Source organism: Nocardia abscessus NBRC 100374 (genome assembly GCF_000308455.1).
Taxonomy (GTDB): Bacteria; Actinomycetota; Actinomycetes; order Mycobacteriales; family Mycobacteriaceae; genus Nocardia; species Nocardia abscessus.
In genome coordinates this window covers 120,453-146,131 of sequence record NZ_BAFP01000272.1, presented here as the reverse complement: position 1 = coordinate 146,131, position 25,679 = coordinate 120,453, and the positions used below count along the sequence as shown (strand labels likewise).

Here is a 25,679-nt window from a genome sequence, read left to right as displayed (position 1 = left end):
CGTACCCGGAGCGATCACCACCGTCGGACGCGCACCCGGCCCCTGCCACGGACCGGTCGCGTCGATGAACGTTCCCGACACCGCCACCGGCGACCCGTCCTGCAACCGGCTGGTGTACATGACATGCTGCGCCTTACCCGGCCACCCCTTATCCGTGGGCACCGTCGCGAACAACGCCATCGGCGCGGTCTTCACAATCGCACCCGGCTCCACCGGAATCTGCGAAGGCGGAAGATAGAAATCGTTCACCGGGGCCGCGGCCGCCTCCCTTGTGTCCACCCCCACCACCGCCACCGCGGTAGCACAAGCTACGGCCACCGCCGCCGCCACCGCAACGGCCCACCGCCGCCACCCCGACCGAGACCGCCCCTGCTGTCGCTGCATCGATCACTCTCCATGAACTCCACCCGGCACCGTCGCCGAAGTGTCCTGAGTCGCTATAGCCGTACAACATGAAGTACGTCACAGCTTCCGACCTACGGAACGGTAACACGGTTACCGAAAAGTTGGAATCGCGCGATGCCAACTTCTGGCGACTGGAGAAACCCGTCCAAGAAGGTCGGCGCTTGCCGAGCAAGCTCAGAGCAAACCTCATCGCGGCCTGCTGTGCGGTCGGCGCCGCAGCGAGTTCGGCGGATTCAGCTGCGGCGATGCGTACCGCGTCATGACACGAGCACAGGTGATCCGCCACAGGCCGAACGTATGAGACGTGTGGAGCCCGCGCGGCGTCCGAGGTTTACCGAGGCGGCACGAAATATGGACGCGGCCTGCCGAGCGGGCCGAGATCGGCACCGGCCAGGGGATAGGGCCAGAGCCCGCTACGGAAGATCTCGATCGCGCCGACCGAGACTCCCGGGGTCGCCGCGGCGATCAGCGCCTGCGCCTTGAACGCCTGCGCGGCGACACTCAACCGGTGCAGCACCGGATCGACCCGATACCCGGACGGAGACGGCCGACCCTCACCCCACACGAGCACTTCGACACCGCCGTCGTTCAGCGCCTCGAGCAGCCCCCTGCGCGCCCGGTGATCGCGTTCGCAAACGTTCGCGGCAACAGCCAATGCGTCCGGTCGACGCCCATCGCCCCATGCGGCGAGCGCCGACTCGAGCTCGGCCACCTCCGCGCCCAGGATGCGCAGCGGCCGGATATCCGACATCTCCGCAACGAGCACCGTCACATCCCAGCCCCCGACAGCTCGATCGAACAGCCAGCCACCGGCGTGCTCGACGGCATCGGGAATACTGCTGGCAAGCACGTCGAGGCGATACCTCATCGACTCCCCCTCCGCCCGGCGAGGTCACCCGAGGCGGCTGCCGACTCGCGAGTGTCGATCCTCATTTCCGAACGGCCACGGCACACGATCGCAGGACCACCGCCGCCGTGCTCCGATCGGCACGCGCTCGCCCTCCCAATCGGACGTTGTCGATGCATCGAAAACCTCCCACGAACTCCACCATCGCGACTTGCCGCCGGTGTGATACGAATCACCCGGGGATGAACATGACGTCCATCACAGGAAACCACCGAACGGTAACATAGTTACTCTGCTTTGCGGCCAGAGTCGCTGCACTGCCGCTCGAGGCGAGGCCGCGGTCGCCTACAGCCTTCGTGGCGGGCATCCCGGCGAGCCGGGCCAAGAACAGCTTGGCACCGCAGTGGTGCCGAGCTTCGCCCTCGGCGTTACCGTAGGCGGATGGGTCCGGGACCGAGAGCCGCTTCCACCCGGCAAGTCATCATCGGCGTTGTGCTCGAGTTGTTGGAATCCGACGGCTACGACGCCGTCCACCTCAGGGAGGTCGCGCGCCGAGCGCATGTCTCGCTGACCACCGTCTACAAGCACTTCACCGATCGCGACGACTTGATCGTCACCGCTGTCGAGCGCTGGATGGCGAGACACAGCTACGCGGCGATGGAGCGACCGCCCGCGGATGAGGCATTGCACGACGGGCTGATGCGAGTCCTGCGGTACGTATTCGAACCGTGGGAGCGCAACCCCCGGATGCTCGAGGCATACCACCGCGCGCGCACCGGTGCGGGCGGACATCGCTTGGACACCCAGGGCATTCACGCATTGCTGCCGATCGCCGCTGCGCTGTTCAAGGGTGCCGACTCGTCCTACGTCGAGGATGTCGCACTGGTCCTGTCCAATATGACCTACGCACTGATCGGACAGTTCGTCGACCGAAGCCTCGAGATCACCGAGATCCTACCCATCCTCGAGCGAGCTGTGCACCGGCTGACCAGCGACAACCGCGCAGTGGCCGGCATAGCCGGAAGCACGATGGCCCAGCACGATACGCCCACATGGAGCGTGAGCCCTACCCTCGCGGCACCTTTCCAGCCGGTAGCCGATGAACTGCAGCGCGGGCAGCGGACGCGCCACGAATGAAAGAGCCTTCGCTGCAAGCCCCGAACGAGGTGCGGGCGTGAAAGCCCCCAGGAGTCAACGGTGATGGCGAGCAGTCCGCTCGCAATCTGTCATCGTGGGATCGGCACCGGGGCATGGGGACCGCCGTAGGGAGTGGGGATGGACAGTGGTCCGACCGGTGCGGGGTCGGCGGTCTGGAAGGGATCGCCGTGCGGGGGGCGTGGCACCGGGTCGTCGGGTGGTCGTGGAGCGTTGCGGGCGCCGCGAGGCATGAGTGTGGTATCGGGATCGGTGCAGTCCACGTGGAGGTAGGGCTCGGCGTAGTCGGGCACGGAACCGGGACGTCGTGGCACGTTGTAGTCGCAGGCGTAGCGGGGGTAGATACTCGCCAGTGCCCAGACACCGCCGTCGTGAAACGCCGAGGTCACGGCATCGAGTGCCGATCCGGCACGCTGCTGGGGGAAGAAGAACTCGTTGAAGGCGGGGATTCTGGAGTAGGAGACCTGTGAGACGGTGACGAGGTTGCCCAGCAATTGCACCATGGTCGGTGCGTTCTCGACGATGATGGTGTCGAGGGTGGTCAGCATCGGCGGAGTCTGTGTGACGAGTCGTTCGAAGCCGCCGGTCATCGAAGATATGCCGCTGAGTGTGGCCGCCAGGTTCGCCGAAGTCGACTGCAGTGCGTTCTGGCCGTCGCGCAAGGCGGCGAAGACGACTCTGCTGTTGCGGAGCAGGTTCACCGTGTGCGGCAGTGTCGTGTCCAGCGTCGAGATGAGGAACGTACCGCCGTCGATGATCGTCGCCAGTTTGTCGGGGCCCGCCTGGCTGACACCCAGTTCCCGGGAGATGGCTGCCAGCCGGGCGGGATCGATCTGGGCGAGTGTGCCGCTGAGGCTTTCGAGCATGTCCGACAGCGGCACGGGGGTGGAAGTGCGGTCGGCCGTGATCAGTGCGCCGTCCGCGAGGTAGGGGCCGTCATTGCCGGCGGGAAGGAAATCCAGATACTGCTCGCCGGCCGCGGAGAGGGCGGCGGCACGGACCTGTCCGGACGCGGGGATCCGGACATGCTCATCGATGGCGGCCACGGCGATCACTTTGTCGCCTGCGACGTCGACGGCGTCGAGACGCCCGACGCGGACTCCACGCAGTGTGACCTCCTGTCCCGGGAGCAGCCCGCCGGATCGATCCAGTTCGACGCGTACCCGGTACGGATGGTTGAGCGGATCGATCTCGAGTGTCCCGATCAGCAGATACCCACTGGCACTGCCGAGTATCGCGAGCAGACCGAGCAGCGAGGCCGCCACCCGATACCGGTGTGCGCGGCGGACGATGCCGACGACTAGGCGGGCGGGTGCCTCCCACTTGCTCTGGCCGGATGTGCTGGTCATCGTGGCGGGCCTTCCAGTCGATTGCCCAGTCGATCGAGCATGTGCTGCAGCGAGCCCACGAAGGCGGTCCAGTCCGTCACGTCGGGAAGCCTGCCACCGGGTGTGCCGGGAAATCCGGGGTCGGGGACGGCGCCGACGGCGAGTTGGACGAGGTCGACGTCGACGTGGCCGTTGGGACCACTGATCATCTTGAGGACGATGCCCAGCATGTTGTTCAGCTCGTCGAGGTCGGCGTCGGGATTGACAGCCGCGGCATTCAGCCCCGCGGCCAGTTGGTTGATGTTGGCGATCATGCTCGTGTCGTTGGTGCCCTGGATGCTGGGGAACCGCGCGAGTTGCGCGGTGATCGTGTGGATGCGGTCCACCAGTGTGACGAACGAGTCGGTGTTGTCGGCGAGCACCTGCATGGCTGGTCCTGCCGCTGCGACGGTGTCGGTGAGGGTGGCCTGATGGGTGGCGGCGGTCGCGCTGAGATCGGCTGCGGAGCGCAAGACTTCATCGATCCGCTCGGATCGGGCCGAGAGCGTGGCCAGCAGTGTCCGCGTCTGGTCGAGCAGCGCGGCGAGTCGCTCGCCGCGCCCCCCGACGTGCTCGCCGAGCGCGGAGATCACTTTGGTGAGATAGTCGATGGTGCCGCCGCTGACCAGAAGTGATGCGCGAGTGAGCATTTCCTCGATCGTTGTGGCAGCCGAGGTGAACTCCAGCGGAATCGCGCTGCCGTCGCCGAGCATTGCGGTGTCGGGCTCCCGGACACGAGGTGGTTTCATCGCGACGAAGACATCGCCCATGGGCGTGGCCGATCTCAGCTCTGCGGACGTGCCGAGGGGCAGACGCACGGTGGAGATGATGCGCAGGGTGACCACGGCGGTGTAGTCGCGGGCGGACATGGAGTCGACCTGGCCGATGTCGGCGCCGTGGAGCTTTACCTTCGCCTTGGTGGGCAGGTTGAGGGCGTTGGAGAAGGTCGCGGTGAGGGTGTAGGTGTCACCACCGAGTCCTGGCGCGGGGAGCGGCAGCCGGTCCAGCCCCGCGGCGCATCCGGTGGCGGACAACGCGAGTGCGGTGGCGGCGGCGAGGTGGAACATGCATTTCGATCGTGTCATCGGCTGTGCTTTTCCGCGATTCCCGCCAAGATGGCGGTGATACCGAAATCCGGTCCCATGTCCCGCATGGTCCCGGTGGCGCAGCCGAGATTTTGCAGCTGCAGCAGATTGCAGATCTCCTTGACCATCTGGCCGTCGAGCAAGAGTCTGTTGAGGTCGATCGTGGCGCGTAGCGCGCCGACGTTCTGGTCGATGGCGTGGTAGGTGTTGTCGGTGACCAAGGGGAACACGTCCAGGAATTCGGCGATGTTGTAGTCGTAGGCGGCCAGGGAGGCCGACACGGTGTTCGCGTCGGTCGCCAGCTCGGAAATGGTGCCCTGGTGGCGTCGGAGTAGATCGGTGACCTGCACGATGATCCTGTTCAGCGCTGCACCGGTGGCGCCTGTGCCCAGCTGCTGCTCGGCCAGGAAATCACTGAGTTGCGCTACTGCCCTGCCGAATTCACGGAGCGTTCGATCGTTGCGCGCGGCGGCCGCGGTCAGGGAGTCGAGGTTGGTGACGACGGTGGTGATCGCGTCGCGGGTCGCGGCACCGTGGTCCTCGCCCAGTTGCAGCGCGCGGGAAAGCTCACCGAGCGCGGCCCGCATGTCGCCGCCGTTGCCGCTGGTCGCCGCATCCCCCAGGTTCATCAGGTCGGCGATCGGGCCTGAGCCGTTGCCGTCACCGCCGAGCGAGGTGGACAGCTTCTGCGCCATCGACAGCAGGGCATCGAACTCGACCGGGGTCTTCGTGCGGGTCGTGTCCAGCACCGCACCCGCAGGCAGTGTGGGGCCACCTCGGTAGACCGGTGTGAGTTCGATGTGGCGGTCGGTGAGTATCGAGTCGGAGATCGTGACCGCTTGGACATCGGCTGGAAGCCGGATTTCGCTGTCGATTCTCATCTCGACTTCGACGTCGGCGCCGCGGGCGTCGATGCGCACGATGCGGCCGACGCGCATTCCGAGGACCGAGACGGAGTTGCCCTCGTAGAGACCGTTGGCATTGGCGAATCGGGCTGTGATGGTGGTGGTGTCGACGCCGGGTCCGGACGAGCATCCGGCCAGGCAGGCGGCGGTCAGCGTGACCACGGCCAGTTTGAGGGTGGACAGCGTGACGCTCATCGGCAGTCCTGGAGGTAGGGGGCTCGGCCGGCCGCGACAGCGGTGGCGCTCAACGCGCACATCCAGGAGTCGATGAAAGCGCCATCGGGTGCGTTGGCGCTCAGTTCCGCTCCCGTACCGGTGGCGTTGGCGAACAGCCGCCACGGGACCGGAAGGATTCGCAGGATGTTGCGTAGCAGGTCGTCGTGGCCTGCGATCATCGCGGCCATGTCGTGCAGGTCGGTCAGCAGTTGCTCGATCTCGGCGTGTTCGCCGACCACGATCGGTTCGAGTCGCCGGACCAGGGTGGTGGTCGCATCGAGCAGCCGGCGCAGCGCGTCCTGGCGGGCGATGATCTGCTGTAGGACGGTGCGGCCCTGGCCGATCACCGCCGCGAGATCGGCCTGCTGAGTTCGGATGACGGTGCTGACCTGGCCGGCACTGGTGATCAGGGCGCCGATCTGGTCACGGCGTTGCGCGACGACGGTCGAGAGTGCTCGGATGTCGCGCAGTATGCCCGGGATCAAGGATGGCACGCCTTCGAGCCCGCGAGACAGCGACGTCATCGACTGGGCGATCCGGTCGGCGTCGAGCTGGCCGAATGTGCTGGTGGCGTCCTGCAGCGCGGTCTCGAGATCGTAGGGGACGGTGGTGCGGGACAACGGGATCAGATTGTCGCGAAGTTCGCCGGTGCCGGTGGAGCGCAGTTCGACATAACGCGAGCCGAGCAGGGTGGTAAGTTTGATCGCGGCTTCGGTGTCTGCGCCCAGTGTGACGTCGTCGTTATCGATCGTCATGGTCACCTCGACATGGTCACCGGCCAGTCGCGTGCTGGTCACCGTGCCGACGGGGATACCTGCCCAGGTCACCGCGTCGCCCGCGCCGAGCCCGGCGGCCTGCGCGAAGTCGGCTCGGTATGTGCGTGAGCCGAGAGGCAGCGAGTCGACTACGACCATCGCGACGAGCACCAGCGCCAGCGCGACGACGGCGATGAGCCCGGTGCGCAGCGACTTGTCCGCGTCTGGCGGGCCGGTGCCCGCTGTGCGCGGCCGCGGTAGCAGGCGGGTGAGGGCATGCAGTTGCTTGATCATTGTTCTACCTGCAGATCGCGGAGTTCTGGGGTCGGCCTGTGGGAGAAGCGGCTCCCAGGATCTGCGAGATCACTGGATCGACTCCCGGAACGATGCTGAAGCCGATATCGCAGACATAGGCGTTGACGAAGGCGCCACTGTCGGTGGCTCGGACCATGGATTTGAGCAGCAGCGGAAGATTGAAGCCGAGATAGGCGAAACGCTCCCGGCCGGCGACGAAATGCCGTGCGAATCCGGGTTCCCGGCCGACGAATTCGTTCAGCGACGGCGTGGCGCCGTCGACGACGGCCGCGGCATCGGCCACGACGGTGGCGATCCGGCCGGTCTGGTCCATCAGTGTGTCACGGCGGTCCTGGAGTGCGTCGAAGATCTTGCGGGTTTGGGCGATCGTTGTCCGCATCCCCGCGCTTTGGCCGGCCAGCGCGGTCATGACAGCCGAGAGGTTGTCGATGAGTGCTCCGAGGATCTGGTCGGGCCCGGCGAAGGCTTGCGCCAGTGTCGCGGTCTCGGTGATCAGGGCGGCGATCGCGCCGTCGTCGCCCTGGAGTGCTCGGATCAGCGCGGAAGTCAGATTGTCGACGTCCTGAGGGGCGAGGGTGCTGAACAATGGCTGGAATCCGTTGAGCAGCCCGGACAGATCGAAGGAGGGTTCGGTGTGTTCGAGCGGGATCTGCGCTCCGGGCGCCAGAGGCGCCGGGTCGCCGAAGTCGGACATGCTCAGTCCAAGGTAGCGTTGCCCGATCAGATTCTGATAGATCACCGAGGCGAGGGTGTTGCCGTAGACGGGTTGATCCCGGCGCAGCCGGAAGGTGACCTTCGCCTGCGGTCCGTGGATGTCGATGGCATCGACTCGGCCGACCTGCACCCCGGCGACCCGAACGTCATCGCCGACACGCAGTCCGGAGACATCGGTGAACACCGCGGAATAGGAGTGCGTGTCGCCGGTGACATCGCGTTGCAGCGTCACGCGGACCATCCACGTCAAGAGCGCGGCGACGAGCAGGAACACGGTCAGTCCGGCGAGGTCGCGTCTACGTTTCACCGCGGTCCCCCTGATGCCGGTGATGTGGCAGCGCTTGCCGTGGGATCGGCCGCGGGCGGTGTGCCGGGATCGGCGAGCGGCTGCTGTGTCAGGCCGAACAACTCTGCGAGGCCGACGGATTCGGGTGGCAGGCCGAGGCGCTCGGCGACACGTTGTCGTTGTTCCGGTGTGTTCAGCGGCGGATCGGTGGAGCCGATGACGGGCGGCCCCCCGGCAGGGCCGTTTTCGCAACTTGCCCCGGCCAGTTCGCCGTAGCGGGGGCAGTCGGTCCGGGTGTACTGCTTGTGCGGGGTGAGCTCGATGATGACTTTGGCGGTGCCGCTCTGGCTGTCGGGTTGCCAGAAATCGCGAGCGAATACCCGAGCGATCCGGGTCTGCGAGGTCGTCATCTGGACGAAGTTGCCGCTGCCTGCGGCGAGGATCTGGAGAACCGGCCCCATTCTGCTGTTGAGGTCGATGATGGTGTCGGTCCGATTGGTCATCGCTGTGCCGACCCGTTCGGTGGTCGCGATGCTGCCGGTCAGCAATTGCGTCAATCGGAGTCGCTGCTCGGCCACGCTGCGCATGGGCACGACCGCGTCGTGCAGGGCGGCGAGCAGGTCGGGTGCTGACTGCTGTAACCCGTGCACTGCCTCCGAGAGCCCAGTGAGGAGAGAGTGTTCGCCACCGGAAGTCGCCTCCGCGTTGTAGGCGCGCACGACTCGCTCGAGCTGGGCAGCGGCTGCGAGCGCGTCCTCCCCCCGGCCCCGGGTCGCTCGCTCGACGGTTTCGAAGATCCCGACGGTTGGGTCTGAGCCGGGGCGTCCTACCGCGGCGACGATGCGGCTCAACGCTGTCAGCGAGGTCTGTAGCTGCACACTGGCGCGGCTGTGATCCTCCGGGATGGATGCGCCGGCCGTCACGGCGGTACCAGGACCGTTGTCGATGAGCTGGATCGACGGCACAGCGAAGACGTTGCTCGGGACGACCCGCGCGGTCACGGTGGCAGGAATCCCCGCGGCGTGCTCGGGCACCAGGTCGATGCGTACCTTGTTGGGTTGCCCATCGGCTGCGGGAACCACCTCCTGCACGCTGCCCACCAGGACACCGCGGTATTTGACATCGGACCGCTTCGGCAGCCCGTCGCCGACGTCGACCAGCAGCGCGGTGACCTCGACGGTGGGCGTGAACGCACCTTCGGACCGGGCGATCATCGCCGCGGCGGCGGCGGTGACAACGACCAGGACGGCTACGCCGCGCACGAACAGGCCCGCGTTGGTCAGATGCCTGTCATCGGATTCGAACAGTATCGACATCGCTCTACCCGCTTATTCTCGAACCGGCGTCGAAACCCCACAGTGCCAATGTCATCAGCAGATTCACCGAGATCATCACGGTGATGCTCGCGCGCATCGCTCGACCGGCCGCGACACCGACTCCCTGTGGCCCACCGCGTGCGTAATAGCCGTAGTAGCACTGGATCGTGGTGGTGACGATGACGAATACGATCGCCTTCAGCAGCGAGTACAGGATGTCGGTGCCGCTGAGCACCAGGTCGAAATAGTGTTCGTAGGTCCCGAACGATTGCCCGCCGATGAATCCGACGAACAGCTCCACGGCGAGGTAATCCGCGGCGAGGCCGGCCAGGAACAAAGGAATCACCGCCACGATCGAAGCGACCAACCGTGTCGAGACGAGGAAGGGAACCGGGCGGATCGCGATGGCGTCGAGCGCATCGATCTCCTCGGAGATCCGCATCGCGCCCAGCTGGGCGGTGAACCGGCACCCCGCTTGGGCGGCGAATGCGATAGAGGCCATGATCGGAGCCAGCTCACGGGTCGCGGCGGTCGCGGCGATCATCCCGGTCGCCGGCTGCATGCCGAGCAGCTTCAACGCGTTGAATCCCTCGATACCGACGATGCCCCCGGCGGCGGCACCCAGGATGATCATCACCCCCGCCGTTCCGCCACCGACAATGAGCGAGCCGTTTCCCCAGGTCACATCGGACAGGATCCGCGTGGATTCCTTGGTGTAGTGCCGCAGGGCCACCGGTATCGAGACCACGGCGCGCACGAAAAAGGTGAACATGTGCCCGAGCCGGATGATGCCGTACCACGGTGGGCGCGCCACGGCGATCGCGGCCCGAACTCCTGGGGGGCGATAGACGGTGGCCATTACAGTGTCGTCCTCGGGAACAGCATGGTGTAGAGCTGGGTGAAGCCGAGATTGACCACCATCAGAACGACGATGGAGGCCACGACGGCAGCATTGACCGAGTTCGCGACGCCTCCCGGGCCGCCCCGCGTGTTCAGGCCCTTTTCGCACGCGATGACAACGACGATCACACCGAATACGGCGGCTTTGACCATTGCCAGGTACAGATCACCCGCGGTCGCGAAGGAGGAGAAGGTCGCCATGTAACTGCCCGGTGTTCCGTCCTGGACATAGACGTTGAACAGGTAGCCGGCGAGGAATCCGACAAAACAGCTGACACTCGTGAGTGCCATGGCAATGACGATCCCCGCGGCCAGTCGAGGCACCACGAGCCGGCGCAGCACCGAGACTCCCATGACCTCCATCGCATCGATCTCCTCGCGGATCTTGCGCGAACCGAGATCGGCGCACAGTGCCGAACCGACCGCTGCCGCGAGCAGAAGGGCGGTGACCAGCGGCGCCGACTGACGGATCACGGCCAAGCCGCTCGCCGCGCCGGCCAGCGCGGTGGCGCCGACCTGCCCGGCCAGCAGACCGAATTGGATGGACAGTGTGGCGCTGATGGGCAGTGCGACCGCCACCGTCGGAAGCAGTGAGGTCTTGACCATGAACACCGCTTGAGCGACGAACTCGTCGAAGGGAAAGCGCCGTTCGGCGATGTCGGTGACGAGGTAGCGAAAAGCACGTCGACCGAGCGCGACCTGCCGTCCGACGGTCCGCAGCGACGCGATGGGGTGTCGCTGTGCGTAATTCTTCGACCAGTCCTTGATCTCGGCGACCGCGGATGACGCGGCCGGGTGGGAATTCGAGGTCTCATCGAGTGTCACTATGAGCCTCCTCTTTCCGGTGTCGACGTTGGTGCTTGACGGTGACGCGGAACGAACCTGTTCTCGACCGGCCGCACCATGGCGGTGGATCCCCGGCTCGAATCGTTACCGCGATTTCGGTGCGGCGAGTTCTCGAAGGGAAGACAGGAACAGTTCATCCATGCGCGGGCTCAGTTCGCTCAGGGTCGCGGCGCTGGCATGGCCGACAGAGCCGAAGACACGTTCGAGGGCATCGGTGGGTGTCGTGGCGCCGATGGAAAGACACAGGCAGGCGATACCGTCGGCGCGGAGTTCTTCGAGTGCCTTGTAAGCGTCGGCTTCCGCGTAGCGGCCTTCGTAACCGTCGTCGTAGGGACAACCGTCCGACAGGACGATCAGCAGCCGGTTCTGGGTGCCCGCTTCGGTTTTCAGGATTTCACCCGCACCGCGGATGCCGGCGCCGAGGCGTGTGTAGTTCGAGGGTTGGAGCTGGTTGAGCCGGGCTCTTCCGACGGCGCCGAAACGTTGCCCGAACGTCTTGATCGCCGGCAGATGAACAGCGTGGCGGCCCTGTGAGCGAAACGCGTAGACCGCGACGCGGTCGCCGAGTTCTTCGAGCGTGACGGCCAGTATGGCGGCTGCCCGTCGCTGGTGGTCATGGACGGCGAGGCCCTCGGTATCGGTATCGGTGGCCGACCCGGAGGCATCGAGCAGAATGAGGACGCCGAGATTGCGCTCGAGTTTGCGGCGTTCCAGGTAGACGTTTTCCGGTGGTGAGTAGCCCGAACGCAGATCGACGAACAGATCGATGAGCGCTTCGATATCGAGTTCGTCGCCATCGGGGCGGCCGCGCAGGACCTTGGGGCCGAGGCCGATGCGAGACAACCGTCGCCGGAGTACGTCGTCGTGCGGAACACCGGCGGCGGAGATATCGGCGGCGACGGTGAGCGGAAAGTCGATGACCCGGCACCATTCCGGCCGATACCGGTTGTTGTGCACGTCCCACTCCGGATGCAGCGCGCCGCCTACCCCCAGCGCCGCACCGGGCTTTCCGTCATCGGTGAATTGGATACGGGTAGGCAGAGGTTGGGCATTGGCTCCCACCGTGCGCACTCGCCGAACAGCGCGAACCTGCATCTCCGCGCCGGCGGATCCGTCCCCGGGGGCGCGGGAGTTGCCGAGTAGCTTGCGCAGTTGGTCCGACAGCGCCCGCGAGTTGAACAGTGGATTCTCGAACAGTTTGAGGATCTTGCTTCCTCCGGACTGCTCGCTGTCATCGTCGTCCTCATCGACCTCGGGCAAGTCGATGAGATCGAATTCCAAGCGCAGCTCTTTGTTGGTGGCCCGCGCGCCCGGTCCAGTCGTAGGTGCCAGCAATCGGGAGGGTTTGATGACACCGAACCACTGCGGTGGGTCGCCTACCGGCACGCGGCCTGCGGCTACCTCGAGTGACTCTTCGGCGGTCGTGGTGGCCGGTTGCTCGTCAGGACCGAGCGCTGCCGCGAGTGGAATTCGCTCGGCGAGGTCGGCGATCACTCGCCGACCTTCCAGCGCCAGGTAGCGTCGCGCTACTGCGGGGCGTGCCCGAAATGTCCTCACCAGACGCGGATCCAGGCTCCCCGCTCCCAGCAACGCGGTCTGCAGCAGCATTTCACGGCGCTGTTCGGCGACCGAACTGCCCGCCGAGACGAAAATCATCTGACCGTTGGTGTGCGCAGCCTCGCCGGCCGGTGCCTCAGCGATATCGACAGACCGGCCGGCGATGAAGGTGGCGAGGAGGCGAAACCGGTCGAGGCTGTTCGGATCGGAAGCGTTCATGTTCGAGGCAGGACGGCATCGACGAGTTCGCCGAGGGCGCGCACGACATCCGGATCATCCGACAGTGCTTGGACGATGGCCGACTGGACGGCACTGCGCAGGCTCAGCCCTTCCGCGACGAGGCCGCCGGCCAGGATCAACAACCGGGTGGAGGCGACTTCGCGCAGAGGTGAGCCATCCAGGTTTCGAATCGCGTGACCGAGTTTGACCAGTGAACTCGCGGTATCGGATCCGATTCCGGCTTCGTAGGCGACCACTTCCGTCTCGATGTCGATGGGTGGGAAGTCGAGTTCGATCGCGACGAAACGCTGACGGGTGGATTCCTTGAGGCTCTTCAGGACGCTCTGATAGCCGGGATTGTAGGAGATCACCAGCTGGAAGCCGGGCGCCGCGCGCAACGTCGTGCCGAGTCGATCGATCGGGAGCTCACGGCGGTGGTCGGCGAGCGGATGGATGACCACGGTGGTGTCCTGGCGCGCCTCCACCACCTCGTCCAGGTAGCAGATGGCGCCCTCGCGCACGGCCCGCGTCAAGGGCCCGTCCGACCAGACCGTTTCCCCGCCCTTGAGCAGGAACCGGCCCACCAGGTCCGCCGAGGTCATGTCCTCGTGACCCGCGGCGGTGATCAGCTCGCGGCCGAGCTCGTGGGCCATGGCCTCCACGAAGCGCGTCTTCCCGCATCCCGTGGGGCCCTTCAACAGCACCGGCGAACCACGCCGGGCCGCGGCACGGAAGACCTCCACTTCATCACCGACCGGCCGGTAGAACGGCGCATCCAGAACCGGGAGTACAGCGGTGGATCGACTGATCGACATATCAATTCCCTCGCTCGAATGGAACGACTTCCGGAAGCTTCGCGCCCTCGGGTAGAACCAGCCGGCCGTCCGGATCGATGTAGCCGGTGTCCTTGCCGGGGAGCGGCAGGACAGGATCGGGGCAGAGCCGCCCTGTGCCTTCACCGCAGATACCCATGTCGAAGTACGAGCGCTTCTGGATGTCCTCGGGCCAGGGATCGGCGTTCATGGCGAACCACTGCGCGGGAAGGTTGTAGCACACGAAGAAGAAAAGGCTGCACGCCGCGAAGATCGCCAGGAAGCGCGTAGCTTGCTGCTTCACGAACCCCCCTTGGATACGTTCGAGTCCCCGCTCTACGAATGTCCGTCCACGATCGTCGGTGAAATAGCGCAGAGCGCACAGGCCAGCTTGGACGCCTCCCCACATGAGCCCTTCATAGATCGGCCATTGGTAGTAGGTACCGGCATTGATCGACAGGGACTGGATCGCGCCGGGGTAGGTGAAAAGCCCCATCGGCATCAAGAACATGCCTTCGATGACGAGATCGAAGAAGAACGTCCAGACGATCAGGACGCCGATCAATCCGTAGTTGTTGATATTCGGCCATTTCGCCTTGGCTCGGCGCATGATCCAACATCCGAGGATCGTGCACAGCAGAACTCCGTAGGAATAGCCCGCGGCATTCATCAGCAGCGGTTCGGCCATCATCTGGCCCGGTTCCGCATACGACCGCCAGCCCGGAATGTGCGGAACCCACGAGCCCCGGTTGAACATCCAGGTGTTGTACGTGCTCCACGTGTTGAAGTAGTTGAGGAGCGGATCCTGGAAGAACAGCAGGCCGCAGGCCACCAGCAACATGCCGTCGGTCGTGATCCGCCGCTCACGCCGCCAGGGCCTGATGATGAAGTAGTAGATGCCGATCGGCCAGCCGACCAAGATCACGGCTGTCCAGGTGATGAGGATCGTCTTCATCCACGTCGGCGGATCACTGGGTCCGGTGGGCACCCGCACGAAGAATGGCCCGGACACCCAACGGATCCACACATATACCTGGAACGCCAGGATCAGACCGCCGACGATCGCCCAGATCACGACAGGCTTGCTCGGTGACTGAACCTGGGCGCCCAGCGAGGCCGCTTCGCCGAGCGGCTCGGTGACGGTGGTCGACTTCTTCCTCTCCCCCGGGCCGCTCATCGCACAGCCTCCTTCGGGATCACCACTGTCCAACGCACCGCAAGCTCGTCGGCGTCGCGGGAAATGTCTGTCGTCGATGGGGCAGTCATCGGTCGCCCTCCTTCAGTAGCCTGACGTCCGAAAATATACCAGTGAGAATCTGAGTATCGGAAGGGTTTCTTAGATTCATGGCATAATCGCAGGTATGGTTGAGCCTTGGACGAGGGAGCGACGCCTCGAGCACACCCGTTCGCTTCTCGTCGACGCCGCGGAGCAGGTGTTCGCCGAGAAGGGCTTCACGCTGGCAAGTCTCGACGACATCGCACGTGCGGCCGGCTACACGAAAGGCGCCATCTACAAGCACTTCTCCACGAAGGAAGAGCTTTTCCTGGCGGTGAGCGACCGGTACTGGCAGCGCTACTTCGATACGTTCAGCGAACTGCTATCGGCGGCAACCGATGTGGGAGCGCATGAACTCGACCAAGTTGCCCAGCGGTGGCGCCAACTCAGTGAAGACCGCGGGGCGGAGCCCGCCGCGTTGGGCTACGAATTCACTTTGTATCTGCTGCGCAACCCCGAGGCCCGCGAACGGGTAGCGGCCAAACGAGCAGAGGTCGTCGAAGCGCTGGGACGGTTCATCGTCGAGGGCCTCGACCGAATCGGTGCCACCCTGCTGATCCCCCCACTGACGTTCGCGCGCGTGCTCATCGCCACCACCGACTCCGTCGCACTGGGAACCCAACTCGATGACGTCGACCTCTACAGACCAACGCTCGAAATGTACATGTCGGCAATCAAACTGCCCGGACGGTAGTTCCGCTGTGCACTCCGCATGATCGGTGCCCTGCGCCGACAGCCAGGCCGGCGCGATCCGCGCTCGGATTCCACGGTCGAGCACACGTGGCGACGAGTCATTTCGGCATGCTCCGGTCGGTGCGACCCAGCCGGGCGCGCCGAGGTCTAGATGATCTTGGCGGTGATCAGCAGGTTCCAGATCTCGCCCTGATCGATGACTTCGACGCCGAGCTTCTCCGCCTTGGCCAGTTTGCTCTCACCGACTCCCGCGCCGGTGATCAGCAGGTCGGTGTTCGCCGAGACCGAGGAGGCTGCCGTCGCTCCCGCCTTCTCGCACAGGCGTTGAAATGTCGGGCGGGCGACCTTCTCACCGGAGCGCGGGTCGCTGATTGCGCCGGTGATCACCACCGTCTTGCCTGCCAGGGGCGCGCCGGCGGCGATCACTGGGGGAAGGTCTTCCTCGCGCACGTCCAGGCAGACGCCCGCGGCTCGCAGCCGCGCCAGTTCCGGACGCAGTCGAGTGAGGTGCGCGACCAGGGAGGCGGCGACCTTCGGTCCGATATCCTCCACCGCCACGAGCCGTTCCTCGCCCGCGTCGGCGACCTCCTCCAGGGAGCCGAATCCCGCTCGGGCCAGGCGGGCGGCGGTGCCGTCGGAGGCCATCGGGATCGCCAGGCCGATCAGCGCGCGGCGCAGGCCGACTCGTCGGCTAGCATCGATCGAGTCGATCATGCGCGCGGCCGAGACCTCGCCGATGCGGTCGAACTCGAGCAGGCGCTCCTTTGTCAGGGTGTAGAAGTCCGACGGGCGCTCCAGAATGCCCGCCTCGGCCAGGCGCTCGATCCATACCTGCCCGATGGCGTCGATGTCGGCCGCCGCCCGCGACGCCCAGTGGATCAGCCTGCGCACCGTCTGAGCGGGGCAGGAGACGTTGGTGCAGAACAGCTCTCGGCTGTTGCCCTGCTCGGTCACCGGCTGTTCGCAGGACGGGCAGGCGGTGGGCGGCACGATCTCGCGCTCCTCGCCCGTGCGCTTGGCGGCGTCGAGCACGCCCGCCACGAACGGGATCACGTCGCCCGCGCGGCGCACCAGCACAGTGTCACCGACCTTGATGTCGCGGGCACGGATCACCTCTTGGTTGGCCAGCGTCGCCTTCGTGACCGTCGTGCCACCCACGAACACCGGCTTCAGCCACGCGACCGGGACGATCTTGCCCGTCTTGCCGACGTCCCAGACCACATCGGCCAGCAACGTGGTCTTCTCCTCGGCCGCGAACTTGAACGCCAGCGCGCCACGTGGGGAGTTCGACCGAGTCCCGGCCGCGGCGTAGGCATCGCGGTCGGCCAGCCGCAGCACCGCGCCGTCGAGGTCGTAGTCCAGCTCGTTGCGACCTTGCTCGATCGCGGCGATCGCCGCCTGCGCCTGCTCGGCGTCGGCGCACAGCCGCATCTGCGCACCCGCGACCCCCAGCGCCCGCAGGCCCTCCCCCAGATCGACCGCAGCGCCGCCGGCAGAGGTGTCCAAGTCGAAACCGAAGAACCGCAGGCGGCGCTCGGAGACCGTGGCCGGGTCCTTCGCCCGCAGCGTGCCCGCCGCGGCGTTGCGCGGATTGATCAGCGGCTTGTCCGGATGCGCTGTGTTGTAGGCAAGAAAGGTCGAACGCAGCATCACCGCCTCGCCACGCACCTCCACCCGCCCCGGGACGTCGATCCGCTCGGGGACGCCATCGACCAACGCGCGGACCAGCACCGTCACGTCATCACCGGTGGTGCCATCACCCCTGGTCACGGCACGCACCAGCCGCCCGTCCTCGAAGACCAGGGCCAGGGACAAGCCGTCGAGCTTCGGCATCACCACCACCGGCTGGCCGGGGAAGCGGTCGAAGAACGCCGCGACCTGCTCGGGCGTGGTCGCCTTCTCGAGTGACAGCATCGGACGCGAGTGCCGGATCGGGGCGTGCAGCACTGCGGGCGCGCCGACCTGCTCCAGCGGATTCGGGTCGGGCGTGAGGTCGGGGCGCGCCTCGATCAGGCCACGTAGCTCGTCCTCGATCGCGTCGTACTCGGCGTCCGCGACCAGCGGCGAGCCCTGATAGTAGGCGTCGCGCAGCGCCACAATGCGGTCGGCGAGGTCTCGGATGTGTTGCCCTGTGTCCACGGCGGTGACGCTACCGATACACACCGACACCCGGTGTGCACCGGCACACCCAGTGACGGCACTGCGAACCTTCACTCGGCCGCCGGTAGATTTCGGCGGTCAGCACCGCGCATCCGGTTGTTCGGTTGCACCGGTGGGTCACCGGCGAGTTGGACGCGGGTGGTGCGTGTGGGCGCCGTATCGTTCGATCGTCGCGGAGATCGCAGTCGTGGCAGCTAGCGTTTCGGCTGCCAGATCACGCCGGTCACGGTGATATCGCTGACTTCGCCGTCGCGGTTCTCCTTCCAAATGACCTGCAGGATTCCGACGCGGGTGTCTCGGGATCGCACACACACGGTCGTTTTGGAAGGCAACTGCTCCCATGCCAGCGAGTTGACTTCGTAGGTCGTGTCGCGGCAGGTGGAGTAGCTCGGATCGGTAACGACCGCGAACGCGGAAGCGTTCGCCGCGCTCAGGCCGAAACCGGCATCGACAACGACATCGGAAGTACTTTCGGGAGTACCGCTCCAATTCGGGCTGTGGAATGCGATGCCAGAGCGCGTAGCGGAAATGCGAACTGTGCCGGAGCTGTGCACCTGCGGCACCGGATCACCATCCGCCGCTGTCGTGGAAGGCGCCGCTGCTGCTGGAGAGCTTGTCGGCGGACTCTGGCCGTTCGGTGACGATCTCGGCCAGCATTGCACGAAGAAGGCGAGCACCGCGATCAAAACACTGACAACCGCGGCGATACCGCCAACCTTTGTCCACAACGCTGTCTCGTCACGGCCGCCGCCGCCGCTCTCCGGTGTAGCGCCATCCTGCATCGCTGCTGCCCCTCCTAGTAGCCACACACACCCCCGCAATGGCGGAGTCGCTGTCGTAGACAACGTAGCTTTCGAAGATCAACCCCCGCCTCTAGCGCCGCGAGAGCGGCTACCCACCGGTGCGATCGCGCGCACAGCGTGACGGCGTTCAGGACGGGCGAGGTCGGCGTGGCGAAGTCGGCGTTTCGCGAGGACACTGAGGACGTAGCGCCCAACTCGTCCCCAGGAGCACATGCGATGGCAACCAACGGGCCTTTCGGCATCGATCCGGAAGATTTCGAACGCGCACTGCGCGGGGCGGGCACCGAACTCCGCGACCTGCTCGGGAAAGCCGGCGTATACCTGGATCGCGTGGATCACGCGAGCGTCAGTTCGCTGGCGTCGCTGTTCGGTCAGTTCGTCCAACCGGAACGGCCGCGTCCACCCGAACCCGAGGGCGAGACCACCGGTGAAACCGGCAGCGGGGTGTGGGCGATCTACAGCCTCGATGACGTCGGCGAGGCCAGGGTCGACCAGGTCTTCCCGAGCGAGCTCGAAGCCTTACGCGCGCATCGCGACAACACCGATGATCGCCGTCGGGTGCGGTTCCTGCCCTATGGGGTTCCGGCAAGTGTGTTGGATGCGCCCTGACAGCGCTGCTCGCTGCACGAGTAGCAGTGCACGACGGTAGCTTCGCCGTAGACGGCAGTATCGCTCCGCGAGGGGCACGGCCGCACCATGAACCTCACCTGGAAACGCCCCGCTCCTCGCTGACGTGAGATCGAGTATCCGACGGCCCCCTACCACGATTCGATCAGCGGGACATCATGCTCCTGCCGCTGCCATTCCTCGGTGAGGCGACCGAGTCGGTGCGGGGCGGCGATGCCGCGCACGCCTGCGATCTTGTCGTCACGGATCTCCAGGATCGCGACACCGAGGACCCGGTCGTCGAGCGCGAACAACATGGCCGGGCAGCCGTTGACCACGGCGGCATGGATCGACGGCGAACCACCGGCGAGTCTCCGCTTGGCCGCGGACGGTCTGAAACCCGCCCGCACCGCGTCGGCGAGCCGCTGCGGAGTCGAGTACCGGATCAGCGTCTCGGCCAGTCCCGCGGCGCCGTCGGAGAGGCCGGTCGCGTCGTCGGTCAGCAGCGCCACCAGCCGTTCGGTCCGGCCCGAGGAGGCGGCAGCGACGAACGCCTCGACGATTCGCCGCGCGGAGGCACGGTCGATATCCCGGGAGTTGCGCTCGGCGGTGATACGGCGCCGGGCCCGGTGGGCGTGCTGTTGGCTCGCGGATTCGGTGATGTCGAGGATCTCGGCTATCTCGGCGTGGCTGTAGGAGAACGCCTCACGCAGCACGTAAACGGCCCGTTCGACCGGCGAGAGGCGCTCCATGAGCGTAAGCACCGCCAGGGTCACCGATTCGCGCTGCTCGACGGTGTCGGCCGGGCCCAGCATCGGGTCGCCGTCGAGCAGCGGTTCGGGCATCCAGGCGCCGACCGCGCGTTCGCGCCGCACCTTCGCCGAACGGAGCCGGTCTAGCGCCAGGTTGGTGACGATCTTGGTCAGCCATGCCTCGGGCACCTCGACGTACTCCGGGTCGGCGGCCTGCCACCGCAGGAACGCGTCCTGCACCGTGTCCTCGGCGTCGGCGGCCGAGCCGAGCAGGCGGTAGGCGAGCGAGGCCAGCCGATTCCGGCTGGCCTCGAAACGCGCCACGGTGGCAGTGTCCATGAGCACGACTCTATGCAGCGACCACGTCGGGCGAGTGCTCTCGGGTGGTGGCCAAACGGTACTTGTGGCTCGGCATCCCGAAGGTCGGGTGGCTCAGTGCCCAGGCGGCAGTGTCGAGGATTGCCGACTTGACGCGCGCGGCCGTGCGGCCACACAGGGCCCGCGACTTCGATCGCGCGGCACCGTCGACCGGCTGGAAGATCGCGTCCTTGCGGCCGAGGCTGATGTGGTTGCCGACATACGACATCGTGATCGTCGGGATCTTGCGCCCGGTGAGGTTCCCGATGATCGCGGCCGTCGCCTGCTTGCTGGTGGGTCCCGCGGAAGCGCAGGACATCGGCAACGGCCGACCGTTCTCGCCGATGACGAAGGCGCTGTCACCGGCAACATAGATATCCGGGTGCGAGACCGACCGCATCTGACGGTCGACCGTGATCTGGCCGTTGGCTACCACCTCGAGGCCGCTGGCCGCGGCAATCGGGTGGACGGCGAAGCCGGCGGCCCACACGGTCGCGTCGGAGGCGAAAACGGTGCCGTCGGCGGCGACCGCGGACGCCTCCTCGACGCGCTCGATGGTGGTGTGCTCGTGGACCGCGATACCCAACCGGTCGAAGGCGCGCAGCAGGTGACGGCGGGCCTTCGTCCCCAGCCAGCCGCCCAGTTCGCCGCTGGTGGCGAGGCTGACCCGAAGTCCTGGACGGGATTCGGCGATCTCCGTGGCGGCCTCGATCGCGGTCAGGTTGCCGCCGACTACCAGCACCTTTCCGTCCTCGCCCAGCTCATCCAGGCGTGCGCGCAGGCGCAGCGCGGACGGCCGCGCGGCCACGTGGAAGGCGTGCTCGTGGACGCCAGGAACGCCGTGGTCGGCGGCGGTGCTGCCGAGCGTGTAGAGGAGGGTGTCGTATTCGAGCCTGTCGATGCCCGCGCTGTCGATGACTGTGACGGTCCGGTGCTCGGCGTCGACTTGGGTTACCCGGGCCACTCGTAGCCGAATGCCGGTGCCCGCGAACACCTCTGCCAGCGGCCGGTGACGGAGATCCTGCCCGGCGGCGAGCTGATGCAGGCGCAGCCGCTCGACGAAATCGGGTTCGGCGTTGACGACGGTGATCTCGAAGTCGTCGGAGTGCAGTTGGCGGGCCAAGTATCCGGCAGAGAAGGCTCCGGCGTATCCGGCCCCGAGGACGACGATGCGGTGCTGCATGTTTCGCTCCTGTCTGGTTCGCGTGCTCCCTGAACGAGACAGGCCCCGAATTCCTGACAGCATCGACAGTGATGTGGATCACTCCCGAGACTTGCTCAGCGGACGAACTCCATTCGGCCCGTTGAACGGGCATCGCACCGTGTCACTGCTCTCAGCCTCGGTTCGGGGCGGCAGAACGCGCTAGCCACCGCATTGAACGCGCCGACCGCGCCTTCATCGCACCGACCGCCGTCCAGGAGAGCATCACAGGAGTCGCCGGTCGACGCAGAGGTTCGGCCGAGCACCCCCTGCGGTCAGAAGAGCCTCAGGTTTCCGACATAGACCTTGCCACCGATCGCGACAGGTGGATTCTCGCTCGTGATCTCCCAGACTTCACCGTCGCTGCTCCACACTTCGAGTGAGTTGCCAGAACGGACCGCGTCGATGCCGACGGCGATCCGGCTGCCGTCGGTGCCGAGCTCGGCGCCTTTCGCTACGAGACCAGGGATCACATACTCACCGGTATAGGCGTTTACCACACGGCCTGATTCCGAGGTGAGGATCAGGGTTCCGGTGCCGCGCAACAGGAGTCGCTCGGGACTGTCGCCGGCGCCGAATGACTGCTTCTGCCACAGGACGGTACCGTTGCGCGGGCTGATTCCCGCGTAGGTCGTCCTATCGCCCTGTGTCTGAATGGCGGTCGGCACCGAAGTCTCCGCCGGTCCCAGCCCGACCAGTCTGGTCGGGCGCTCGCTCGGCCGCCAGCCCTTCGGTAGATCCGCTGTCTTGGTGCCGTTCCGATCGTAGATCCCGGTCGGTGACCGGCCGTCGGCGACGACGAATCCGTCGATGAAGACGTTCCAGTCCTTGTCACCGATCTCTTCGACGGAGTCGCGCCGGAACACCTCTTTGCCGTCTTCGAGCCGGATCACGCGGAACTCCCACTTCGACAAGGGTTCCGACGGATCTGGTGCGGACTCGACCACGGCCAGCCGGACCAGGTCGAAGACTTCGATCGAATGGCGCGGTTGCGTCGACCCCGACCGCGGGTAGGCATCGGTCCAGTGGATCGCCGGAAGTTCCCGCCCGTCCTCACCGATCGATCGCAGTGACGGCCGTTGAGACTGAACCGTCCTGTCCACGAAGACGAAACGCCCACCCGCGGCGGTCAGGCTGTCGATTTGGCCCATGGCGGGAAAGGTGTCGATGATCCGGCTCGCCGCGAGGTCGACCACCACCACGGCATCGGAGGGCACCGACGAGCCGTCGAGGTGACAAGCCGCTGCCGAATGACTTGCGCTGACGACACAGCGGCTGAGGCTTCGTTGGCTCGTGTCCACCATGATGGGCTCGGTGCCGGCCCGGAGCCGACCGGTGTTCGCATCGACTATGTCGAGGTACTTGACGCGGTTCGCGTCGGCCAGGCGGACTCTGCGGCTGAAGATGACGACGTCGGAGTCTCCGCCGAGCGCTGACACGCCGTCCGACTCGGAGCCGGGAGGGCCAGGAATATCCTGCAACGTCCAGATCGCGGTATCGGGCCGCTTGTCGAGCGACGGCAGAATCGGCGTCACGGGTCGACGGGGCAGCCGCGCGGCTTCCTCCGCACCCGCGTCGTGCATGAATGCCCGGACACCCAGCAAGCCGACGACAAACAGCGCCACCGTGATCACCATCGCTCCGATAAGGCGAGGCATATTGCGGCGCGGCATCGGCGGGGCGGGATGATGCGGTCCACGGCCGATCGGGGCCGAGCGGACGACGGTTTCTGCGTAGCGGTCGGCCACCGCCGCGGTTGGGGCCGCCGTTCCGGCCGACCATTGCCGGTGCGTCGCGGGCACGGCGAGGGCGTGACCGAGGGCGGTCGCGAAATCTTTGCTGGTGGGAAAGCGGTGCACCGGGCTCTTTGCCATCGCCCGTTCGATCACCGAATCGACGTGCAGCGCGAGATCGGGACGATGCTCTCGCACACTGGGGACGGGCTGTTGGGCATGAGCCATGATCACCGCGACCGGGTTGGCGCCGGTGAACGGCTGCGCACCGGTGAGAAGATGAAAGGCGGTGGCAGCCAGTGAGTACTGGTCGGATCGCGGCTCGACAGGCAGTCCCTGCATCTGTTCAGGGGAGGCGTATGCGATGGTGCCGATGGTCAGGCCGGTTCCGGTGAGGTCGGAGGTCTCCGGTCCCATTCGTGCGATCCCGAAGTCGGCGAGCAGGTAGTGGCCGGTTCTGGCGAGCAGGATGTTGGCGGGCTTCACGTCTCGATGGACCAACCCGCGAGCACCCGCGTAGTCGAGCGCATCGGCTATTTCCATGATCGCGCGTGCCACGTCGGTGCCGGGCAACCCGCCCGGCGAGCAGCTGAGCGACGCCGATAGATCGATGCCGTCGATCAGCTCCAACGCGATCCACAACCGCCCCTCGGATTCCCCACGGTCGTGGACGCTGACGATGCCGGGATGCGACAGGGATGCGGCGAGGTCGGCCTCGCGCTCGAAACGGCGTCGGTACGAGTCGTCGCGGGTGAACTGCGCGGCAAGCACTTTCACCGCGTCGGAACGGGGTAGCCGTGGATGCCGGGCGACGTAGACCTCGCCCATGCCGCCGACACCGAGAAGGCGTTCGATGGTGTATCCCGCGAACACCGACCCCGGCTCCAATGCGGCCAACGTTCGATCCCTCCGATACGCGATGGTGGGTCGATCACACCGCATCCCGGACTCATCGGCAACTTTGCGAATCGAGCTCGGCGTCACCGCTGCGACCGAATCCGCGATTGCCGCCACCCCTTCCCAGGGACCGGGACCTCGATCGATGCGTCCAGCAGCGCTTGGCGGCGTCCGGGATTCCTGCAACCCACTTGACACCACTCCATCTGTAGCACTACGGTTCAATCACTTCATCCAGAGTACTACAAATGATGCGATAAACCTGCGGGAGCTCTTCTTCCGCCCCGCCGAAGGCCCGGCCTCCACCGGTTTCACGAAAGGCACGACCGATATGCGAAAGCAGCACAGCACCTACCCGATTCGAAACAATCAGCAGCGATCCGTGGCTCGACCCGCGCCTCCGCGGGCTGCCACCTCCGCCAAGAACGGATGGCCCCGGCACGGCATGCGTGGAGCACGGTAGCGCCCGGCCGGAACAGTCCGCCGCACCCGGTTATCCGGGGTCGGTGACACCCCCAGGTTCTGGCAATGCCTGGTGGTGGGCGTGAATATTTCGACGAGGCCGGAACCGGCCAGAAGGACATGCTCTGAGATATGCGTGACGTGAATATTTGGAGTGAAGAGTTCGGCGCCGCGACGGATGCGCCGATCCTGTTGATCATGGGGTCGATGTCCCAGGGCATCCTGTGGCCGGACGAGTTCGTCGGCCGCCTTGTCGCCGGAGGCCGCCGCGTGATCCGGTACGACCACCGCGACACCGGCTTGTCGGACACCGTCGACTTCGCGTCGAATCCGTACACGTGGGACGACATCAAGAACGACGTGTACCGCGTGATGGACGCCCACGGTCTGGACAGCGCGCACCTGGTAGGCCACTCGGCGGGCGGGCTGCTCGCCCAGTTCGTCGCGGTGGAGCGGCCGGAGCGGGTGCGCTCGCTGACCGTCATCGGCTCCTCACCGCTCGGCGGCGGGGAAGGTCAGGTGATCATGCGGGCTCTGATGGGGCAGCCACAACCCGAGGGAAGCCTGCCCGAGCCGGCACCGGAGTTCACATCCTTCTACCGCGAACTGATCGCCACCCCACCGCCAGAGGACCGGCGCGCCCGGATCGACGGCATGATCGCCGAGCAACGCCTGCTGCACGGCACCGGGCTGCCGTTCGACGAAGACGCGGCGCGTCGGCTACAGGAACAGATCTACGACCGGGCCCGCGACCTGTCCGCAGTGTCCAACCACCGACTAGCCGCAGCCGCCGAGCCGGACTTCGAGCCAATGGACGTGCTGCACCAGGTGAAAGCGCCCACGCTGGTCATCGAGGGCAGCCACGAGCCGGCCAAACCCGGCCACGGTACGATCATCGCCGAGCAGATCCCGGGGGCACAGCTGATGATCGTGGCGGGCATGGGTCACACGCTGCCGCTGGAAGTACACGAGGAGCTGGCCACCGCCATCCTCGCGCATACGTCCGAGTGACGTCTGCCTGGCCTCCAGCCGGACCACT

General features: G+C 66.2%; 21 protein-coding genes and 1 pseudogene. 4 read left to right on the top strand and 18 right to left on the bottom strand.

Annotated elements, in window-relative coordinates; genetic code table 11:
• Together ON19_RS42625 and ON19_RS36175 are read right to left on the bottom strand one after the other, a co-directional pair.
• Window positions 1-279 (bottom strand): annotated as a pseudogene (locus ON19_RS42625) (lipase); the annotation flags it as partial.
• Between the two features lie 457 nt (window positions 280-736).
• Complete coding sequence (locus ON19_RS36175) at window positions 737-1,273, bottom strand: hypothetical protein (protein WP_043703436.1); 537 nt, start codon at window positions 1,271-1,273, stop codon at window positions 737-739.
• 471 nt (window positions 1,274-1,744) lie between these two features.
• On the opposite strand from ON19_RS36175, the gene ON19_RS36170 reads away from it, so the two are divergent.
• Window positions 1,745-2,389 carry a TetR/AcrR family transcriptional regulator gene (locus ON19_RS36170; protein WP_043703532.1) on the top strand — a complete coding sequence of 215 codons (645 nt, stop codon included), beginning with the start codon at window positions 1,745-1,747 and terminating at the stop codon, window positions 2,387-2,389.
• 89 nt (window positions 2,390-2,478) lie between these two features.
• Here ON19_RS36170 and ON19_RS36165 read toward each other — a convergent pair whose 3' ends face one another.
• From ON19_RS36165 to ON19_RS36115, 11 genes are all read right to left on the bottom strand, one after another.
• Window positions 2,479-3,756: an MlaD family protein gene (locus tag ON19_RS36165; protein WP_051169674.1), complete on the bottom strand. Its 1,278-nt coding sequence runs from the start codon at window positions 3,754-3,756 to the stop codon at window positions 2,479-2,481.
• Entirely contained in the window at window positions 3,753-4,859 is a 1,107-nt protein-coding gene (locus ON19_RS36160) for an MlaD family protein (RefSeq protein ID WP_043703435.1), read from the bottom strand. The genes ON19_RS36165 and ON19_RS36160 overlap by 4 nt, the downstream gene beginning before the upstream one ends.
• Window positions 4,856-5,959: an MCE family protein gene (locus ON19_RS36155; RefSeq protein ID WP_043703434.1), complete on the bottom strand. Its 1,104-nt coding sequence runs from the start codon at window positions 5,957-5,959 to the stop codon at window positions 4,856-4,858. Before ON19_RS36155 ends, ON19_RS36160 begins: the two co-directional genes overlap by 4 nt.
• Window positions 5,956-7,029, bottom strand: coding sequence for an MCE family protein (locus tag ON19_RS36150; RefSeq protein WP_083899882.1), 1,074 nt, complete (start codon window positions 7,027-7,029; stop codon window positions 5,956-5,958). Before ON19_RS36150 ends, ON19_RS36155 begins: the two co-directional genes overlap by 4 nt.
• A 4-nt stretch (window positions 7,030-7,033) precedes the next feature.
• Window positions 7,034-8,071 (bottom strand): MlaD family protein, encoded by a 1,038-nt coding sequence (locus ON19_RS36145; protein WP_063709541.1) that lies wholly within the window; start codon window positions 8,069-8,071, stop codon window positions 7,034-7,036.
• The gene (locus ON19_RS36140) at window positions 8,068-9,366 is read right to left on the bottom strand and encodes an MlaD family protein (protein WP_051169672.1); all 1,299 of its coding nucleotides are present in this window, start codon (window positions 9,364-9,366) and stop codon (window positions 8,068-8,070) included. The genes ON19_RS36145 and ON19_RS36140 overlap by 4 nt, the downstream gene beginning before the upstream one ends.
• 4 nt (window positions 9,367-9,370) lie before the next feature.
• Complete coding sequence (locus ON19_RS36135; protein ID WP_043703432.1) at window positions 9,371-10,225, bottom strand: ABC transporter permease; 855 nt, start codon at window positions 10,223-10,225, stop codon at window positions 9,371-9,373.
• Window positions 10,225-11,091: an MlaE family ABC transporter permease gene (locus ON19_RS36130; protein WP_051169671.1), complete on the bottom strand. Its 867-nt coding sequence runs from the start codon at window positions 11,089-11,091 to the stop codon at window positions 10,225-10,227. The genes ON19_RS36135 and ON19_RS36130 overlap by 1 nt, the downstream gene beginning before the upstream one ends.
• Window positions 11,092-11,196: 105 nt before the next feature.
• Window positions 11,197-12,888, bottom strand: a complete 1,692-nt coding sequence (locus ON19_RS36125; RefSeq protein WP_043703430.1) for a nitric oxide reductase activation protein NorD — start codon at window positions 12,886-12,888, stop codon at window positions 11,197-11,199.
• Window positions 12,885-13,703: a CbbQ/NirQ/NorQ/GpvN family protein gene (locus ON19_RS36120; RefSeq protein WP_043703428.1), complete on the bottom strand. Its 819-nt coding sequence runs from the start codon at window positions 13,701-13,703 to the stop codon at window positions 12,885-12,887. The genes ON19_RS36125 and ON19_RS36120 overlap by 4 nt, the downstream gene beginning before the upstream one ends.
• 1 nt (window position 13,704) lies before the next feature.
• Entirely contained in the window at window positions 13,705-14,877 is a 1,173-nt protein-coding gene (locus ON19_RS36115; RefSeq protein WP_043703425.1) for a spirocyclase AveC family protein, read from the bottom strand.
• 184 nt (window positions 14,878-15,061) lie between these two features.
• Between ON19_RS36115 and ON19_RS36110 the strand changes: the two genes are divergently transcribed.
• Window positions 15,062-15,670, top strand: coding sequence for a TetR/AcrR family transcriptional regulator (locus ON19_RS36110; protein WP_043703423.1), 609 nt, complete (start codon window positions 15,062-15,064; stop codon window positions 15,668-15,670).
• Between the two features lie 146 nt (window positions 15,671-15,816).
• Here ON19_RS36110 and ligA read toward each other — a convergent pair whose 3' ends face one another.
• Window positions 15,817-17,808: an NAD-dependent DNA ligase LigA gene (gene ligA / locus ON19_RS36105; protein ID WP_043703518.1), complete on the bottom strand. Its 1,992-nt coding sequence runs from the start codon at window positions 17,806-17,808 to the stop codon at window positions 15,817-15,819.
• A 215-nt stretch (window positions 17,809-18,023) separates the two neighbouring features.
• Entirely contained in the window at window positions 18,024-18,611 is a 588-nt protein-coding gene (locus ON19_RS42620; RefSeq protein WP_157230027.1) for a hypothetical protein, read from the bottom strand.
• A gap of 237 nt (window positions 18,612-18,848) precedes the next feature.
• Between ON19_RS42620 and ON19_RS36095 the strand changes: the two genes are divergently transcribed.
• Window positions 18,849-19,241: an Rv0313 family protein gene (locus ON19_RS36095; RefSeq protein ID WP_043703418.1), complete on the top strand. Its 393-nt coding sequence runs from the start codon at window positions 18,849-18,851 to the stop codon at window positions 19,239-19,241.
• 149 nt (window positions 19,242-19,390) lie between these two features.
• Here the strand turns inward: ON19_RS36095 and ON19_RS36090 are convergent, their stop codons facing one another.
• The 3 genes from ON19_RS36090 to ON19_RS39555 all read right to left on the bottom strand — a co-directional run bounded on the left by ON19_RS36090 (window position 19,391) and on the right by ON19_RS39555 (window position 24,178).
• A complete protein-coding gene (locus tag ON19_RS36090; RefSeq protein WP_043703416.1) occupies window positions 19,391-20,329 on the bottom strand; it encodes a sigma-70 family RNA polymerase sigma factor in 939 nt (312 codons plus the stop codon).
• Window positions 20,330-20,339: 10 nt separating this feature from the next.
• Entirely contained in the window at window positions 20,340-21,530 is a 1,191-nt protein-coding gene (locus tag ON19_RS36085) for an NAD(P)/FAD-dependent oxidoreductase (protein WP_043703413.1), read from the bottom strand.
• Between the two features lie 293 nt (window positions 21,531-21,823).
• Complete coding sequence (locus ON19_RS39555; RefSeq protein ID WP_157230026.1) at window positions 21,824-24,178, bottom strand: serine/threonine-protein kinase; 2,355 nt, start codon at window positions 24,176-24,178, stop codon at window positions 21,824-21,826.
• 594 nt (window positions 24,179-24,772) lie between these two features.
• Here ON19_RS39555 and ON19_RS36075 point away from each other — a divergent pair.
• Window positions 24,773-25,651, top strand: a complete 879-nt coding sequence (locus ON19_RS36075; RefSeq protein ID WP_043703411.1) for an alpha/beta hydrolase — start codon at window positions 24,773-24,775, stop codon at window positions 25,649-25,651.
• Window positions 25,652-25,679 lie beyond the last annotated feature (28 nt).